The organism is Amycolatopsis ruanii (genome assembly GCF_003385175.1).
In the GTDB taxonomy this organism is placed as follows: domain Bacteria; phylum Actinomycetota; class Actinomycetes; order Mycobacteriales; family Pseudonocardiaceae; genus Amycolatopsis_E; species Amycolatopsis_E thermalba.
The window spans coordinates 1-15498 of sequence record NZ_PQHY01000035.1; the positions used below are offsets into that span (position 1 = coordinate 1).

The 15498-nt window shown below is 71.3% G+C and carries 15 protein-coding genes and 1 pseudogene; 9 read left to right on the forward strand and 7 right to left on the reverse strand.

What is annotated here, in order from left to right; all coding sequences use genetic code 11:
- Together D0D28_RS19510 and D0D28_RS19515 are read left to right on the forward strand one after the other, a co-directional pair.
- Positions 1 to 639 (forward strand): annotated as a pseudogene (locus D0D28_RS19510) (hypothetical protein); the annotation flags it as partial.
- Between the two features lie 42 nt (positions 640 to 681).
- Positions 682 to 2313 (forward strand): class I adenylate-forming enzyme family protein, encoded by a 1632-nt coding sequence (locus D0D28_RS19515; RefSeq protein ID WP_116111537.1) that lies wholly within the window; start codon positions 682 to 684, stop codon positions 2311 to 2313.
- Positions 2314 to 2581: 268 nt separating this feature from the next.
- Here D0D28_RS19515 and D0D28_RS19520 read toward each other — a convergent pair whose 3' ends face one another.
- Genes D0D28_RS19520 through D0D28_RS19530 form a run of 3 tightly spaced genes read right to left on the reverse strand, consistent with a single transcriptional unit; the run spans position 2582 to position 4971 of the window.
- Positions 2582 to 2776 carry a hypothetical protein gene (locus D0D28_RS19520; protein ID WP_094004476.1) on the reverse strand — a complete coding sequence of 65 codons (195 nt, stop codon included), beginning with the start codon at positions 2774 to 2776 and terminating at the stop codon, positions 2582 to 2584.
- Positions 2777 to 2785: 9 nt separating this feature from the next.
- Positions 2786 to 3913, reverse strand: coding sequence for a fatty acid desaturase family protein (locus D0D28_RS19525; RefSeq protein ID WP_094004475.1), 1128 nt, complete (start codon positions 3911 to 3913; stop codon positions 2786 to 2788).
- An 11-nt stretch (positions 3914 to 3924) separates the two neighbouring features.
- Positions 3925 to 4971, reverse strand: coding sequence for a ferredoxin reductase (locus D0D28_RS19530; protein ID WP_094004474.1), 1047 nt, complete (start codon positions 4969 to 4971; stop codon positions 3925 to 3927).
- Positions 4972 to 5062: 91 nt separating this feature from the next.
- On the opposite strand from D0D28_RS19530, the gene D0D28_RS19535 reads away from it, so the two are divergent.
- The 3 genes from D0D28_RS19535 to D0D28_RS19545 all read left to right on the forward strand — a co-directional run bounded on the left by D0D28_RS19535 (position 5063) and on the right by D0D28_RS19545 (position 6633).
- Positions 5063 to 5737: a TetR family transcriptional regulator gene (locus tag D0D28_RS19535; protein ID WP_116111538.1), complete on the forward strand. Its 675-nt coding sequence runs from the start codon at positions 5063 to 5065 to the stop codon at positions 5735 to 5737.
- Positions 5738 to 5798: 61 nt separating this feature from the next.
- Positions 5799 to 6230, forward strand: coding sequence for a hypothetical protein (locus D0D28_RS19540; RefSeq protein ID WP_240323268.1), 432 nt, complete (start codon positions 5799 to 5801; stop codon positions 6228 to 6230).
- A gap of 49 nt (positions 6231 to 6279) precedes the next feature.
- Positions 6280 to 6633: a hypothetical protein gene (locus tag D0D28_RS19545; RefSeq protein ID WP_094004471.1), complete on the forward strand. Its 354-nt coding sequence runs from the start codon at positions 6280 to 6282 to the stop codon at positions 6631 to 6633.
- Between the two features lie 28 nt (positions 6634 to 6661).
- On the opposite strand, the gene D0D28_RS19550 is transcribed toward D0D28_RS19545, so the two are convergent.
- Positions 6662 to 7519 (reverse strand): alpha/beta fold hydrolase, encoded by an 858-nt coding sequence (locus D0D28_RS19550; protein WP_116111540.1) that lies wholly within the window; start codon positions 7517 to 7519, stop codon positions 6662 to 6664.
- A 149-nt stretch (positions 7520 to 7668) separates the two neighbouring features.
- On the opposite strand from D0D28_RS19550, the gene D0D28_RS19555 reads away from it, so the two are divergent.
- Positions 7669 to 8061, forward strand: coding sequence for a DUF6401 family natural product biosynthesis protein (locus D0D28_RS19555; RefSeq protein WP_205413307.1), 393 nt, complete (start codon positions 7669 to 7671; stop codon positions 8059 to 8061).
- A 49-nt stretch (positions 8062 to 8110) separates the two neighbouring features.
- On the opposite strand, the gene D0D28_RS19560 is transcribed toward D0D28_RS19555, so the two are convergent.
- The 3 genes from D0D28_RS19560 to D0D28_RS19570 all read right to left on the reverse strand — a co-directional run bounded on the left by D0D28_RS19560 (position 8111) and on the right by D0D28_RS19570 (position 11475).
- Entirely contained in the window at positions 8111 to 8950 is an 840-nt protein-coding gene (locus D0D28_RS19560; protein WP_094004469.1) for a mechanosensitive ion channel family protein, read from the reverse strand.
- 199 nt (positions 8951 to 9149) lie between these two features.
- Positions 9150 to 10082, reverse strand: a complete 933-nt coding sequence (locus D0D28_RS19565) for a ribonuclease Z (protein ID WP_094004468.1) — start codon at positions 10080 to 10082, stop codon at positions 9150 to 9152.
- Complete coding sequence (locus D0D28_RS19570) at positions 10069 to 11475, reverse strand: PucR family transcriptional regulator (RefSeq protein ID WP_116111541.1); 1407 nt, start codon at positions 11473 to 11475, stop codon at positions 10069 to 10071. The genes D0D28_RS19565 and D0D28_RS19570 overlap by 14 nt, the downstream gene beginning before the upstream one ends.
- An 83-nt stretch (positions 11476 to 11558) precedes the next feature.
- Here D0D28_RS19570 and D0D28_RS19575 point away from each other — a divergent pair, with 83 nt between their 5' ends.
- The 3 genes from D0D28_RS19575 to D0D28_RS19585 all read left to right on the forward strand — a co-directional run bounded on the left by D0D28_RS19575 (position 11559) and on the right by D0D28_RS19585 (position 14782).
- The gene (locus D0D28_RS19575; RefSeq protein WP_116111542.1) at positions 11559 to 12965 is read left to right on the forward strand and encodes an aldehyde dehydrogenase family protein; all 1407 of its coding nucleotides are present in this window, start codon (positions 11559 to 11561) and stop codon (positions 12963 to 12965) included.
- 102 nt (positions 12966 to 13067) lie between these two features.
- Positions 13068 to 13490, forward strand: a complete 423-nt coding sequence (locus D0D28_RS19580; protein WP_094004465.1) for a YciI family protein — start codon at positions 13068 to 13070, stop codon at positions 13488 to 13490.
- Positions 13491 to 13576: 86 nt separating this feature from the next.
- Positions 13577 to 14782 (forward strand): RNA polymerase sigma factor, encoded by a 1206-nt coding sequence (locus D0D28_RS19585; RefSeq protein WP_094004536.1) that lies wholly within the window; start codon positions 13577 to 13579, stop codon positions 14780 to 14782.
- Positions 14783 to 15498: the final 716 nt, after the last annotated feature.

The following is a 15498-nucleotide window of genomic DNA, read 5'->3' on the forward strand; positions in this document are numbered from 1 at the left end:
ACCCCGGCCGCCCCCGCCCCGACCGCCCCGCCTGCTCCGCTGGCCGCGGAGGTCAAGGCGGCCCAGACGATCGTGTTCGAGGCGTGCGTCGTGGACGACGAGCCGGCCGAGCCGCTGATCGTGCCGGTCGACGAGGACGCCGACGCGCGGCCGGCGAAGGAGCGGCGGAACCGGCCGCTGATCCTGGCCACCGCGAGCGCCGGGCTGACCCTGGCCGGCGCGATGCTCGTCGGCGGCTGGATCGCCGGGCCGGGTGGCGAGCCCGAGCCGGTCAGCCTGTCCGGTGGGCACGCCGCGCCGCAGGAGCCGACCGTGGCCAACCAGGGCGAGCGCCCCGGCGCCGTCCCGCCGGAGGGCCGGTTCACCGGCATCCTGCCGGTCGCCGCGACGAAGCAGGCGGCGCCGAAGACGACCACGCCGAAGGCCGCCGCGCCGACCACGAAGAAGCCGACCCGGCAGGCGGCGCCGAAGCAGACCCAGCAGGCGCCGAAACCGCAGTTCTCCGTCCCGCAGTACCAGATCCCGCGTTTCGACCGGGACTGGAGCGAGTACGAGCGCGAGTTCGACTACGACTACGGGCACCACTACGACTACGACCGGGACCGCTACGACGACCGGCACGGCCACCGGCACCGCTGAGCTGTTGACGCCCCCACCGGCGGCGGCGGATCATCGCCGGTGATGAGCGTCTACGACGACAGGCTCTGGCTGGCGCGGTACGCGCCGGGGCAGCCCGCGGGGATCACCGTGGAGCACGACAGCGCGCTGGCGATGTTCCGCGCCGCGGTGGCCCGCGATCCCGGCGGCGACATCCTGCGGTACTTCGGCGGCCGGATCACCCTGCGCGAGCTGGACGAGCTGACCGACGCCTTCGCCGCGGGCATCACCGACGCCGGGTTCCGGCCCGGTGAGCGGGTCGCGATCTACGCGCAGAACGTGCCGCAGTTCGTGATCGCGCAGGTCGGCACGTGGAAGGCGGGCGGGATCGCGGTGCCGGTCAACCCGATGAACCGGGAACGCGAACTGGGCCAGCTGCTGGCCGACTCCGGCGCGACGGTGCTCGTGACGCTGCAGTCGCTGTGGCAGGAGGTGGCGGCGGAGGTCGTGCCCGGGACCGCGGTGCGGACAGTGCTGACGACGTCCGAACTGGAGTACCGGGCGGAGCCCGCCTCGCCGGTGGAGTGCCCGGGGACCGTGGACCTGGCGGACATGCTCGCGCGGTTTCGCGGGGTGGTGCCGCCGGAGGTGACGCTCGGGCCGGACGACATCGCGTTCCTGACCTACACGTCGGGCACGACGGGCCCGCCGAAGGGCGCGATGACGACACACCGGAACGTCGTCTTCAACGCCCAGACGTACCGGGACTGGGTGGGGTTGAGCGGCGACGACGTGATCCTCGGCGTGGCGCCGCTGTTCCACATCACCGGGCTGATCGGGCACATCGCGGTGGCGCTGCTGGTGGGCGCGCCGCTGGTGCTGATGGGCCGGTTCGATGCGGCGCGGACGATCGAGACGGTGCGTGCGGAGCGCGCGACGTTCACCGTCGGGTCGATCACGGTGTTCATCGCGTTGATGAACGCAGCCGGCGCCGACCGGGAGGCGCTGGCTTCGCTGACGAAGATCTATTCCGGCGGAGCGCCGATCCCGCCGAGCACGGTGAAGGCTTTTCAAGCGGCGTTCGGGGCCTATATCCACAATTGCTACGGCCTGACCGAGACGACATCGCCGTCGCACGCGGTCCCGTTCGGCGCGGAGGCACCGGTGGACCCGGCTTCGGGCGCGCTGTCGGTCGGGGTGCCGGTGTACGACACGGTGGTGCGCGTCGTCGACGAGGAGGGCCGCGAGGTACCGGTCGGCGAGGTGGGCGAACTGGTGACGTCCGGTCCGCAGGTGGTGGCCGGGTACTGGGAAAAGCCGGCGGAAACGGAGAAAGCGCTTCCCGGCGGGCAGTTGCACACGGGCGATGTGGGTTACATGGACGCCCAGGGCTGGTTCTACGTGGTGGACCGGAAGAAGGACCAGATCAACGCGGGCGGGTACAAGGTGTGGCCCCGCGAAGTCGAGGACGTGCTGTACGAACACGAAGCCGTCCGGGAAGCTGCGGTGGTCGGTGTCCCGGACGAGTACCGCGGGGAGACGGTGAAGGCGTTCGTCAGCCTGCGGCCGGGGTTTTCGGTCACGGCGGAGGAATTGATCGCTTTTTGCCGCGAGCGCATGGCGGCGTACAAATACCCGCGCCAGGTGGAATTCCGGGAGGAGCTACCGAAGACGGCGACGGGCAAGCTACTGCGCCGAGCGCTGCGCGGAGATTGATCTTTTCTGGCCTTCGGCCAAAGCGCCTCACGGCGCCGGAAGGTCGCCTTGGGTGCCGACCTCCCCCGCCCCCGATTCCGGATTCTGTGTACCTTGACACGCCTGGTCGGCGACCAAAGATCGGCTGTGGATCGGGGGCGGGGGAGGTCTGGGGCGTGGTCGGTCCGCTTGCGTTGCCGGCCGCCGGTTTGCCGGGCTGCCGCGCGGTCAGGCTGATTACCGGCCCGCTTGCGTTGCCGACCGCCGGTTGTGCTCCCGCCGCCCGGCCCTACTCCCGCTCGTCGGCGTTTGCTCGGCGCGCTGCTTCTCGCATCTCGAACAAATCCGTCAGCCAGTCGCCCGTCTCCCGGGCTATGTCCCGCACCGCGCCGGTGATGATCGTCGCTATGTTGCCGATGTGCGTGGCCGCGGATTCGGTGAGCACCTGGACCGTGTCCTTGCCGCTTTCGATCGGGTCGACCATCACACGTCCTTACGCCGCCGCGGAAACCCTGTCGGACGTCAGCTTATCCGGCGTCGGCTCCTCCCGCCGGGGGCGTGGCGGCAGCGCGAACTTCACGATCTTCTTCGCCACCGACCACAGCTGCTTGTGCAGCGGCCCGGTGTTGTAGGGCAGCCCGTACTTCTCACACACCGCCCGCACCTCCGCGGCGATCTCCGGGTACCGCCGCGCCGGGATGTCCGGGAACAGGTGGTGCTCGATCTGGTGCGACAGGTTCCCGCTCAGGATGTGGAACAGCGGGCCGCCCGTGATGTTCGCCGAGCCGAGGATCTGCCGAAGGTACCACTGGCCGCGCGTCTCGTTCTCGGTCTCCTCCTCGGTGAAGCTCTCCACGTCCGACGGGAAGTGGCCGCAGAAGATGATCGCGAACGCCCACAGGTTGCGGGTCAGGTTCGCCGTCGCGTTGCCGAGGAACGTCAGCGGCGCGAGCGGGCCGGTGAGCAGCGGGAACAGCACGTAGTCCTTGCCGACCTGCTTCACCGCCTTCTGCGCCATCCGCGCCCGCATCTCCTTGAGCTCGGGGTCCGACCACTTCCGCTCACCGCGCACGATCCGGTCGAACTCCAGGTCGTGCAGCATCACGCCCCACTGGAAGATGAACGCCAGCACCGTCGCGTACACCGGGTTGCCCAGGTAGTACGGGTGCCACTTCTGCGCCGGGTCGATGCGCAGGATGCCGTACCCGATGTCGCGGTCCTTGTCGAGCACGTTGGTGAACGTGTGGTGGATGTAGTTGTGCGAGTGCCGCCAGTTCTCGGCTGGCGCCATCGTGTCCCACTCGAACTTCTGCGAGCTCAGCTCGGGGATGCGCGTCCAGTCGTACTGGCCGTGCATCACGTTGTGGCCGATCTCCATGTTGTCCAGGATCTTCGCCAGCGACAGCGCGCCCACCCCGGCGAGCCAGGCCGGCGGGAAGAACCCGCCGAACAGCAGCGCCCGCCCGGCGACCTCCAGCCCGCGCTGGGTCCGGATGATCTTCATGATGTAGTCGACGTCGTCCTGGCCGAGGTCGGCGACGATCCGCTGCCGGATCGCGTCCATCTCGCGGCCGAACTCCTCGATCTGCTCCGGCGTGAGCCGGTCCTGCAAGCCGGTCATGGGAAGCTCCTCTACGCGTTGATCTCCACGTCCCCGGCGGGGACGGAGATGCACAGCTGGATCTCTTCGTTGTCTTCGCCGGACACCTCGCCCGACTTCGCGTTGCGCACCCGGCCGCGGGCCTTGACCTTCGTGCAGGAGAAGCAGATGCCCATGCGGCACCCGTGCTCCGGGCTGAGCCCGGCCTCCTCGGCCTGTTCCAGCAGCGGGCGGCCCGAGTTGGGGACCTCGACACCGCTGTGCGCGAACCGCACCGTCCCCTCGGCCGCCGACTCGTCGATCACCAGCTCCGGCGGCGTGAACTCTTCGGTGATCAGTTGTTCACCCAATTGTTCGCTGTCGTACACGGCGCGCACCGAGTCCATCAGCGGCGCCGGGCCGCACAGGTACGTCAGCGCGCCGGCGTACCAGGGCGCGGCCTCGACCAGGTGGTCCCGCGAGAAGAACCCGCTCAGCTCGCCGCCCTCGGCGTGCGTGCAGGCCAGCACGACCCGCACGTTCGGCGCCTGCCGCGCCAGTTCACCGGCGTAGAGCACGTCGCCGGGGGTGTTCGCGTAGTGCAGGAACACCACCTCGCCGGTGTGCCCCTCGTCGGCGAGGGTGCGCAGCATCGACATCAGCGGGGTGATCCCGCTGCCGCCGCTGATCAGCAGCAGCTTCTCCGGCCGCGGCTCGGGCAGGGTGAACGCGCCCTCGGCCTGGGACAGGCCCAGCACCCAGCCCGGCCGGGCCCGGTTGAGGTGCCGCGACACCAGGCCCTGCGCCTTGATCGTCAGCTCCAGCCGCCCGTCGCGGTGCTGCGAGCCGGCCGGTGAGTAGCAGCGGGTGCGCCGCACCCCGTCGATGTCCACCGAAACCCGCACGTACTGGCCGGCCCGGAAGCCGCGCCAGGCCGCGCTGGGCTTCAGGGTCAGCGTGACGGTGTCCGCGGTCTGGTGCTCGACCGCCGTGACCTCGCCGCGGATCTCGCGGCGCACCAGCATCGGGTCGATGAGCTCCAGGTAGCGGTCGATGCCGTGCGGGGTGAGCAGCGCCTCGGCGATCGCGGCGAGCCGCATGATTCCTCCCCGGGATCATTTTCGGAGAACACTTGTACACTCAATGGTGGCGTACCCGCCGGGGGCGCTGTCAACCGAGGGAGGTGCGGGCGTGACGCAGGTCGCACCCGGAGCCGGACGTAAGATCGGCGATGTGTCGGCCGAGTCCGTCAAGCCCGTGAGCCGGCAGGAACGCAAGCAGCGCACCCGCCAGGCGTTGCTGGACGCGGCGCTCGCCCAGCTCGCGGACCGCCCGTTCGCCGTGCTGAGCCTGCGCGAGGTGACCAAGCAGGCCGACATCGTGCCGACCGCCTTCTACCGGCACTTCACCTCGATGGACGAGCTGGGCCTGGTGCTGCTCGGCGAGTCGATGGACGTCCTGCACCGGATGCTCGACGCGGCGCGCGACACCGGCACCGACTTCGACCGGGTCGTCCACACCGTCGTGCGGACGCTGTACGAGTACACGCGTGCGCACGAGGCCCACATCCGCTTCCTGACCCGCGAGCGGCACGGCGGCGGGGGCGCGGTGCCGCAGGCCGCGCGCACCGAGCTGCGCATGTTCGCCGGCGACCTGGCCGTCGACCTCGCCCGGTTCGACTGCCTGCGTCGCTGGCGCACCGACGACCTGCGGATGCTCGCCGACATGATCGTCACCACGCTGTTGTCCACCGCGATGGAACTCATCGAAACCGTGCCGCGCACCGCGGAATCCGACGAACGCATTCTCGCCACCGCGGAGAACCGGCTGAAGCTGATCGCCCGCGGCGCCGCGCACTGGACGTGACCCTCATTCGAGGGACACCGGCGGTTTGCGCACTCCGACGGCGCTTGCGAACGTCGAATTCATGCGAACGATCGCCGCACTGACCGCAGCCGCGTTCCTGCTGACCACGACGCCCGCCGCCGCCGAGCCGGCGTTTCTCACGTCCTACTACGGAAACGGGTGGAGCCTGCAGGTCGCGGGCACCGTGACGAAGGACGGCGACCAGGCGTACTCGATCGAGCTGAGCGTGTCCGGCGCGTGCCCCGCGGCGCACCTGCTGAGCACGCCGAAAATGGGTGTGCGATACCGATCGCCGCGCGAGGACTGGCACACGGAAATGTTCCCGTGCGGCACGACTCCGCAACCCATCAAGGGATCCGGCTACCTCTTCCCCGGCGACAGCGTGTCGATCCAAGCCGTCGGCGAAGCCGGTTTCCCGCCCTCGCCCGGCTACGGTTTCGAGGTCCGGGTGCAGCCACGCGAACCTGAGACGGCTCCCACCCCGAGCTTGTGATCATCGAACACCTGTTCTAGCGTCGTGCACGGAGGGTGAGGAGTGCACGATGAACCGGCAGGACGAGGAAGACCGCCTGGAGCGGAAACGGATCGCCGAGCTGGCGGACCAGTGGCGCTCGCTCGCGGGTGCGCTGCCGTTCTGGACGGAGGCGCGCGAAGGCGAGGAAATCGTGCTGCGCAACCAGTTCGGCGACGAGCTGCTGGTGACCCTGCACGGCCGCTGGGCTCAGCATTTCGCGCAGTACCTGGGCTCGCTGCAGAAGACGGCGGGCTGCGCACTGGCCGAGTTGCTGTGGACCATCGGCGGTCACGGCGACTCGGTGCAGATCCGCCGACAGGCCCGCGAACTCCTGCGCGCCATGCTACTCGAGGAACCCCGGCCACCCGGCCGGCAACGGTGACGGTGCGTGACCGTCCACTCGCGACGATTCAGCGGCCGGGCAGGAAGCGCAGCGTCCGCTCGGTGACCTCGTCCGCCGGCATGGCGTGGGTGGCGTCCGGCCACAGCTCGGCCTCGCCGTGCCGGAGGAGTTCTCGGGCCCGGGCCACCGCGCGGCGCGGGTCGTGCACCACGCTGCGACCGCCGATGAGCGCCAGGACCGGCGCACCGATCCCGCGCAACTGCTCGCCGGGGAACGGGACGGGCCGGGGCAGCGCGATCCGGAAGTGCTGGAAACCGGCGCTGACCAGGCGCCCTTCGACGGCGTCCGCCGGGTCCGCGCCGGTGACCCAGGCCAGGAACCGCGGGCGGGCCCAGCTGGACACGTAGGGCAGGCCGACCGGGATGGCCCGCAGCACCAGTGCGGGCGGCAGCGGCGCGAACGTGGCGACCGGATCGACGAGCGTCGCCGACGCGACCCGCGCGGGCCGCCGGATCGCGAGGTTGGCGGCCAGCCAGCCACCGAAGGAGACGCCGAGCAGGTGCGCCTCGCCGAGGCCGAGCCCGGCCAGGGTCTCGTCGAGCCAGCGCGCCTGGTCCCCGGCGTCGCGGATGGGCGCGGTCTGCTCGCTGCGGCCCGGTTCGCCGAGCAGGTCGACGGTGTGGACGCGGTGCCGGCGGGCCAGCCGCGGGATGCTCGTGCGGAACATGACGCTCGTGCCGCAGCGCCCGGGCAGCAGGACGAGTGGGTCGCCGTCGGCGCCGAAGCGGTAGACGCGGACCGTGCCGAAGGCGGTCGGCACGTCGTGCCGCGCGGCCGGCTCGGGCAGGGCGCGCAGGCCTTCGTCGTAGACGGCGTCGTAGCGCGCCCGGCTGCCCGGCGACCGGAACCCGCCGATCCGTCTCATTCCCGCCTCGTCATCGTGAAGTTCCGCACCTGTAACGGAAGCCGTCGGTGACGCCGCGCTGACACCGCGTCCCGGCCGCGAGGAAACGGCCATGTCGATCGTCGCCGCCCCGGTCCACAAGGTCGAATCCGGGGGTTACCGTGGGAGGCATGTTCGGTTTGGCCGCGGTCTGGGCGGAACGGTCGTCCCGCCGGACGCTGAATCATCTGCACAGCCAGCTGGGTGCCGCGGGGCTCGTCGCCGCCGTGGCCACCGCGCCCGGCCTGGCCGCGGTGGTGGACCAGCACGCGGCCGCGGTGCGCGACATCCTGGCCGCGGGCGTCGAGGGTTCCGCGGCCGTCGCGGGTGTCGTGCTGCTCGCCGGCTACGCGCGCGGCCTGCTCGACCACGCCCGCGAAGCCGGGTGGCGGCTGAGCGTGCCGCACGGCCCCGAGTCCGGGCCGATGGACTGGCTCACCTTCCGCCTGCTCGCCGTCTGCGCGCTGGCGACCTCGATGGACGACCCCCGGTACCGGCAGGGTTTCGAGCTGGAACTGCGCTAGACGCACGAGAACGGCCGGTCCGTCGCCGGACCGGCCGTTGCTCCCCGCGTTACCGGAAGCTCTCCGGCGGCCGCGTGGTCGCGCCGCTGTCCGACGCGGTGGAACCGGTCGGCTGGCGCATCTCCTGCGTGGCCGCCTCCGCGGTCGGCGTGGTGGCGCGGGTGGCGTCCTCACGGCCCCGCTGGTAGGCCTCGGCGTGTGCCTTGGCGGCCGGGATCTGCTCCTCGGCGCGGCCCAGCCAGCGCTCCCAGCGCTGCTGCATCGGCTTCACCAGGCCACCACCGGCGCCGACGACGACCACACCGGCGACCGTCGCGAGCACGGTGATCAGCACCGGCGTGGTGACCGTGGTGGCCACGCCGATCTGGTTCAGCGCGGCGATGATGCCCAGCGCCCAGATGAACACCGCGGCGATCGTGCCCAGGGTCTTGCCGTAGGACAGGCCGCTGAGGGCGCTGCCGATCAGGTCCTTGACGGCACGGGCGATGGCGCCGGCGATGACCACGATGATGATCGCGACCGCGGCCTTCGGCAGCCACGCGACGATGCCCGCGAGCAGGCCGCTCACCGGGTTCGGGCCCCACACCCCGAAGGCGATCTGCAGGGCGATCAGCAGGACCGCGTAGTACACCAGCTTGGCGATGATGTCCGAGGCGTCGTACTTGCTCTTGGCGAGCATCTGTTTGATGCCGCCGCGCTCGACGACGCGGTCAAAACCGACCTTCTCGAGCACCTTGTTCACGATCTTGCCCAGCGCTTTCGCGACGAACCACCCGATCGCGAGGATCACCAGGAACGCGACGAACTTCGGCACGAAGGTCGCCACCGCGCTCCAGGCGTTGGACACACCCTGGCCGAAGTCGACGGCCGCCAGGTTGGACGTTGCCACTGGCCTCTCTCCCTTCCGTTGCAGGAGCAACCTGCGCCCCGTTTCTGAAGCGCTTCCGGTGGAGTGGCTACCCAGCCCCGGGAGGGCCACACCTGAGTGACCTGCGGTTATCCCCCACACGTGTGACGTAGGCCGCTCGGGAGGAGGGGGTGCGGGATGGTGCTCAACCGGCGGCTTCCGGCCACGTCGCGGGCCGCGATCAGCCCGCCACCGACTCCGGCCGCCGCGCCGGCACCGCGACCCGGCTGACGTCCGAGGCCACCACGACCTCCCCGCCGAAGAACTCCCCCGCCTCCGCGCGGAACGCCTCCGGGTCCGCGTACCGCTGCGAGAAGTGCGACAGCACCAGCTTCCGCACCCCGCACTCCGCCGCCACGCGCCCGGCCTGCGCGGCCGTCAGGTGGCCGTACTCGGCGGCCAGCGCGGCGTCCGCGGACAGGAACGTCGACTCGATCACCAGCAGGTCCGCCCGGTCGGCCAGCTCGAACACGCCGTCGCACAGCCGGGTGTCCATCACGAACGCGAACCGCTGGCCCCGGCGCGGCTCGCTCGCCTCCGCCAGCTCGACCCGCCGGCCGTCGACCTCGATCGAGCCCTCCCGTTGCAGCCGCCCGACCGCCGGGCCGCGCACGCCGAGCCCCGCCAGCCGCTCCGGCAGCATCCGGCGGCTGTCCGGCTCGACCAGCTGGTACCCGAACGACTCGACCGGGTGCGACAGCCGCCGCGCCACCAACCGGCCGAACGCCCCACGCGCGATCACGCCCGGCTCCGCCACCGGCGACTCCACCAGCTCCGCCGTCTCGTGGAAGACGCTCGCGTGCCGCAGCCGCGCGAAGTACTCCGCGCCGGACGCCGGGTAGTGCGCGACGACCGGGTGCCGCACCCCGTCCAGCGACAGCCGCTGCACGATGCCCGGCACGCCCAGGCAGTGGTCTCCGTGGAAGTGGCTCAGGCAGATCCGCGTGATCGAACTGGCCGCCACCCCGGCGAACAGCATTTGCCGCTGCGTGCCCTCGCCGGGGTCGAACAGCAGGCCCTCGCCGTCCCAGCGCAGCAGGTAGCCGTTGTGGTTGCGGGTGCGGGTCGGCACCTGGCTCCCGGTCCCCAGCACCACCAGTTCACGCACGGACACTCCCCGACCCTAGGCCGCGCAGCCGCAGCGCCATCCACAGCTCCGCCCGCACGTCGGGGTCGTCGAGGTCCCGGCCGGTCAGCTCGGCCACCTTGGCGATGCGGTTGCGCAAGGTGTGCCGGTGCACGCCGAGCCGCGCCGCCGCCGGGTCCCACTGCCCGTGCCGCCGCAGCCACTCCGCCAGCGACGCCACCAGATCACCCCGCCCGCCCTCGTCGTGGCGCACCAACGGCTCCAGCACCGCGGTGGCAAACGCTTGCGCCTCTTCCGCGGGAAGCAGCGAGACCAGGTCACCGCGGAACCGCACCAGCTCGGTCGCCGAGGCCACGCCCACCGCCCGCCGGTGCGCCGAAGCCAGCTCGGCGTACCCGGCCGCCGGTGCCACCCCACCCGTCAGCTCCGGGGCCGGCCAGCCCGGCGGCGCGATCGCCACGACGAATCCCTCCACCTCCGCGGGAAACACCGGGCTCCCCTCGAGCGCGTCGAGCACCCGTTCGGGTGGCCCGGTGAACGCGAAGACCTCGACCGGCTCCGGCGGCAGATCGACGATCCCCGCGACCAGCTCGTGCTGCCCGGCCAGCAGCAAAGACATACATGCGGTATGCATCTTGCGTCGCACCGTTTCCACGCCGTCCGCCCGCGTCAACGCCAGGGTGAGCAGCGAGGCGGCCGCGCTCAGCACGTGCCGGCTGGTGCGGTCGAACGGCTGCGGCCGTCCGGCGACGAGGAACCCGTGGTTGCGCAGCACCTGGACGACCACGTGCTGCCCGTCCACCTCGAAAGTCGCGCTCGCCGGACCACCGCGCAGCCGCGCCAGTTCGCCCGCGACGGAAGCCAGCCGTTCCGCGGCCGCCGCCGGCGCGGCGCGCACCAGCTCACCGCCGCGGCCGACCAGCAGCACGAACCCGTCGAGCAGCCGCGCCAGCCGCCGCACCGCCGCGTCCGGGCCGCGCAACGCCGCCCGCGTCAGCTCCTGCTGTGCCGCGTTGGTCGCGGTGACCTCGGCGTACGAGTCCGCCGCCAGCGCCGCCGACACGGCCTTGCTGATCGCGATGAACGGCGTCCGCCGCGGCACCTCGATCAGCGGCAGCCCGGCCGCGGCGGCGGCGCGCACCAGGCCGGCGGGCACTTCGTCGTGGCTGAGCCCGATGCCGAAGCCCAGCCCGGCCAGCCCGCGCGCGGTCAGCCGGTCCACGTACTCGGTCTCGCCCGACAGGCGCAATCCCGTGGTGAGCAGCAGCTCGCCGCCTTCGAGGAACGGCGTCGGGTCGTCCAGCTCGCTGACGTGCACCCAGCCCACCGGACGGTCCACATCGGACTCCCCGGCCAGCGCACGCAGACCGAGCGTCGGATCGGCGAGCAGCCGCCGCAGGGTCACCGGCATGTCCACCACTCTGCCACTTCGTCCAGTTTCCGGGTATCCAACTGGCCAGTCCGGCCATTTCCGTCCGGTCCGGGCGAGCCGATGCTGGACGCATGACCTTCCCCTACTGGGTCGCCGGCCGCCCGGCGTCGAGCGACGACCTCGTCGAAGTCCGCAGCCCCCGCGACGGCGCCCTCGCCGGGACCACCAGCAACGCGACCGCCGAGGACGTCGAAAACGCCGTCGCTGCCGCGCACGACGTACGGCACGAGGTCGCCCAGCTGCCCGCGTACGTGCGCGCGGACGCCCTCGACCACGTCTCGCGGCGGCTGGCCGAGCGCGCCGACGAGATCGCGAACCTGATCCACGCCGAGTCCGGCAAGCCGCTGAAGTGGGCGCGCGCCGAGGTCGGCCGTGGCGTGTCCACCTTCCGCTGGGCAGCCGAGGAGGCCCGCCGCTTCTCCGGTGAGCTGCAGCGGCTCGACACCGACGCCGCCTCGGCCGGGCGGCTGGCCCTGGTCCGCCGCGCGCCGCGCGGGCCGGTCCTGGGCATCACGCCGTTCAACTTCCCGCTCAACCTCGTCGCTCACAAGGTCGCCCCGGCGATCGCCGCCGGCTGCCCGATCGTGCTCAAGCCCGCGCCCGCGACGCCGCTGACCGCGCTGGTGCTCGGCGAACTCCTCGCCGAGACCAGCCTGCCCGCGGGCTCCTGGTCGGTGCTGCCGATGCCGAACGAGGCGGCGAGCGAACTCGTGGCCGATCCGCGGCTGCCGGTCGTGTCGTTCACCGGGTCCGGGCCGGTGGGCTGGTCGATCCAGGACCGGGTGCCGCGCAAGCACGTCACGCTGGAGCTGGGCGGGAACGCGGCGGCGATCGTCTGCCCGGACTGGACGGACCTGGAGTTCGCCGCGCAGCGGATCGCGACGTTCGGCACCTACCAGGGCGGCCAGTCGTGCATCTCGGTCCAGCGGGTCTACGCGCACCGCGACGTCTACGCCGAGCTGGCCGACCGGGTGGTCGCGCACGTGCGCAAGCTGGACGTGGACGGCGAGGTCGGCCCGCTGATCAACGAGGCGGCGGCGGTGCGGGTGCAGTCGTGGGTCGACGACGCGGTCGCCGCGGGTGCCGAGTTGCTGGCCGGCGGGACGCGGCAGGGCGCGACGGTGGCGCCGACCGTGCTCGCCGACGCGCCCGAGGACTGCGCGGTCAACGCCGAGGAGATCTTCGGCCCGGTGCTCTCGCTCGCGCCGGTCGACTCGGTCGACGAGGCCTTCGCCCGCGTCAACGCGTCGCGGTTCGGTCTGCAGGCCGGGGTGTTCACGCACGATCTGCGGATCGCGTTCGAGGCGTCGGCGCGGCTGGAGGTCGGCGGGGTGGTCGTCGGCGACGTGCCGAGCTACCGCGCGGACCAGATGCCCTACGGCGGGGTGAAGGAGTCCGGCACCGGCCGGGAGGGCCTCCGCGCGGCGATGGAAGACCTCACTGAGCAGCGGGTTCTCGTGCTGACCGGGGTCCGCTGAGATTTCCGAAAGAAAATTGTCCGGCCTTGTCGATTCGCCCGGTGCTCGATCGATGTCATCGTGACGGTCCCGCGGGGACACCACGAGAGCAGGGAGAAGACGATGAAGTTCATGGTCCTGGTCAAGGCCGACGAGAGCACCGAGGCCGGCGCGATGCCGACCGAGCAGGAGCTGGCCGAGATGGGCAAGTTCAACGAGGAGCTGGTCAAGGCGGGCGTGATGCTGGCCGGTGAGGGCCTGCACCCCAGCTCGAAGGGCGCGCGCGTGCGGTACTCCAGCGAGGGCACGACGGTGATCGACGGGCCGTTCGCCGAGTCGAAGGAGCTGATCGCGGGCTTCTGGATCCTCGACGTGAAGTCGAAGGAGGAGGCCGTCGAGTGGCTCAAGCGGGCGCCGTTCCAGAACACCGAGATCGAGATCCGGCAGGTGTTCGAGGCCGAGGACTTCGGTGAGGCGTACACGCCGGAGCTGCGTGAGGCCGAGGACCGGATGCGTCAGCGGATCGAGGAGCAGCACGGGCAGTAGGAGCTTGCCCTCGCCGCGGTGAGGTGGTGTGCTCGGTGACCGTGACGGTCACCGAGGCACACCGCACCATCGACGCTGTCTGGCGCATGGAGTCGGCGAAGCTGATCGCGGCGCTGACGCGCATGGTCCGTGATGTGGGGCTGGCCGAGGAGCTGGCGCAGGACGCGCTGGTCGCGGCGCTGGAGCAGTGGCCGTCGTCCGGAGTGCCGTCCAACCCGGGCGCGTGGCTGATGACGATCGCCAAGCGCCGCGCGATCGACCACTTCCGGCACCTGAAGATGGCCGAGCGCAAGCACGAGGAGATCGGGCTCGACCTGGAGACGACGCAGCAGGCGATCGCGGTCGAGCCGGACGAGGTGCCCGACGACCTGCTGCGGTTGATCTTCACGGCGTGCCACCCGGTGCTGAAGACGGAGGCGCGGGTGGCGCTGACGTTGCGGCTGCTGGGCGGGCTGACGACCGAGGAGATCGCGCGCGCGTTCCTGGTGCCGGAGGCGACGGTGGCGCAGCGGATCGTGCGGGCGAAGCGGACGCTGGCGCAGAAGAAGGTGCCGTTCGAGGTGCCGGCCGGGCCGGAGCTGGCGGAGCGGTTGGGGTCCGTGCTGGAGGTCGTGTACCTGATCTTCAACGAGGGCTACTCCGCGACGGCCGGTGACGACTGGATGAGGCCGCAGTTGTGCGCCGACGCGATGCGGCTGGGGCGGATCCTGGCCGGGCTGGCGCCGCAGGAGCCCGAGGTGTTCGGGTTGGTGGCGCTGATGGAGTTGCAGGCTTCGCGGTCCCGGGCGCGGGTGACGGCGGACGGTGAGCCGATCCTGTTGCTGGACCAGAACCGCGCGAGGTGGGACCGGTTGCTGATCGGGCACGGGTTGGCTGCCCTGGAGCGGGCCGAGAAGTTGTCGGAGGTGCGCGGGCCGTACGTGCTGCAGGCGGCGATCGCGGCGTGCCACGCCCGGGCGGGGACGCCGGAGGACACCGACTGGGCGCGGATCGCGGCGCTGTACGGGGAGCTGGCGGAGGTGGCGCCGTCGCCGGTGGTGGAGCTGAACCGGGCGGTGGCGGTGTCGATGGCGGCCGGCCCGGAGGCGGCGCTGCCGTTGGTGGACGCGCTGGCGGAGCTGCCGGCGATGGCGCGGTACCACCTGTTGCCGACGGTACGGGGCGACCTGCTCGCGAAGGTCGGTCGGCGGGAGGAGGCACGGGCGGAGTTCGAACGGGCGGCTGCGCTGACGCGCAACACCCGGGAGCGGGAGGTACTGCTGGCCCGGGCGGCGGAGGCTGCTGGGGGGTGAGTGGGGTTTGTTCGGCGCCCAGCTGGGCGTGAACGGACCATTCATCGCGATATGACTGGGACCTTCGTCGCGGCGTGAATGGACCGTTCATCGGAGGTCCGTTGACCCACTCGCGAATACACGAACGGTCCCTTCATCGCACCACCACTGGCCCACTCACGACCGCGCGAACAGGCCAATCACCAGGCCACGACCGGGCCCGCTCACCAAGGCATGAATGGACCGTTCATCGGGCCACCGTTGGCCCACTCACCGCCGCCCGAACAGTCCCCTTGCCTAGCCACCACCGGGCCACTCGCCAAGACATGAATGGACCCTTCATCGCGCCGCCATTGGCCCACCCGCTCACCCAACTCATGAACGGACCGTTCATCGATCCACTACTGGCCCAGTCATGAAGGCTGAAGGCATGAACGGACCGTTCATCGCCCCACGAGCGGTCCCACCACTCCCGTTATGAATGGGCCATTCACGGCGCCACCACTCGCCCCACTCGCGAACATATGAATGGGCCATTCACGGCGCCACCACTCGCCCCACTCGCGAACACATGAACGGACCATTCATCGCCCCGCCGCCGGCCCACTCGCCGCCTCATGAACGGGCCATTCATCGGGCCATCGTTGGCCCACTCGCTAACACACCAACGGGACGGTCACCAAGGCATTGCTGGGCCACTCGCCGCTTCATGAACGGACCGTTCATCGTCCCCTCAC

Coding starts and splice junctions, on each gene's coding strand:
- D0D28_RS19585 (WP_094004536.1), top strand. CDS start 13,577: ATGGAGTCGGCGAAGCTGATCGCGGCGCTGACGCGCATGGTCCGTGAT.
- D0D28_RS19525 (WP_094004475.1), bottom strand. CDS start 3,913: ATGACCGGCTTGCAGGACCGGCTCACGCCGGAGCAGATCGAGGAGTTC.
- D0D28_RS19530 (WP_094004474.1), bottom strand. CDS start 4,971: ATGCGGCTCGCCGCGATCGCCGAGGCGCTGCTCACCCCGCACGGCATC.
- D0D28_RS19575 (WP_116111542.1), top strand. CDS start 11,559: ATGACCTTCCCCTACTGGGTCGCCGGCCGCCCGGCGTCGAGCGACGAC.
- D0D28_RS19515 (WP_116111537.1), top strand. CDS start 682: ATGAGCGTCTACGACGACAGGCTCTGGCTGGCGCGGTACGCGCCGGGG.
- D0D28_RS19545 (WP_094004471.1), top strand. CDS start 6,280: ATGAACCGGCAGGACGAGGAAGACCGCCTGGAGCGGAAACGGATCGCC.
- D0D28_RS19580 (WP_094004465.1), top strand. CDS start 13,068: ATGAAGTTCATGGTCCTGGTCAAGGCCGACGAGAGCACCGAGGCCGGC.
- D0D28_RS19550 (WP_116111540.1), bottom strand. CDS start 7,519: ATGAGACGGATCGGCGGGTTCCGGTCGCCGGGCAGCCGGGCGCGCTAC.
- D0D28_RS19555 (WP_205413307.1), top strand. CDS start 7,669: ATGTTCGGTTTGGCCGCGGTCTGGGCGGAACGGTCGTCCCGCCGGACG.
- D0D28_RS19520 (WP_094004476.1), bottom strand. CDS start 2,776: ATGGTCGACCCGATCGAAAGCGGCAAGGACACGGTCCAGGTGCTCACC.
- D0D28_RS19540 (WP_240323268.1), top strand. CDS start 5,799: ATGCGAACGATCGCCGCACTGACCGCAGCCGCGTTCCTGCTGACCACG.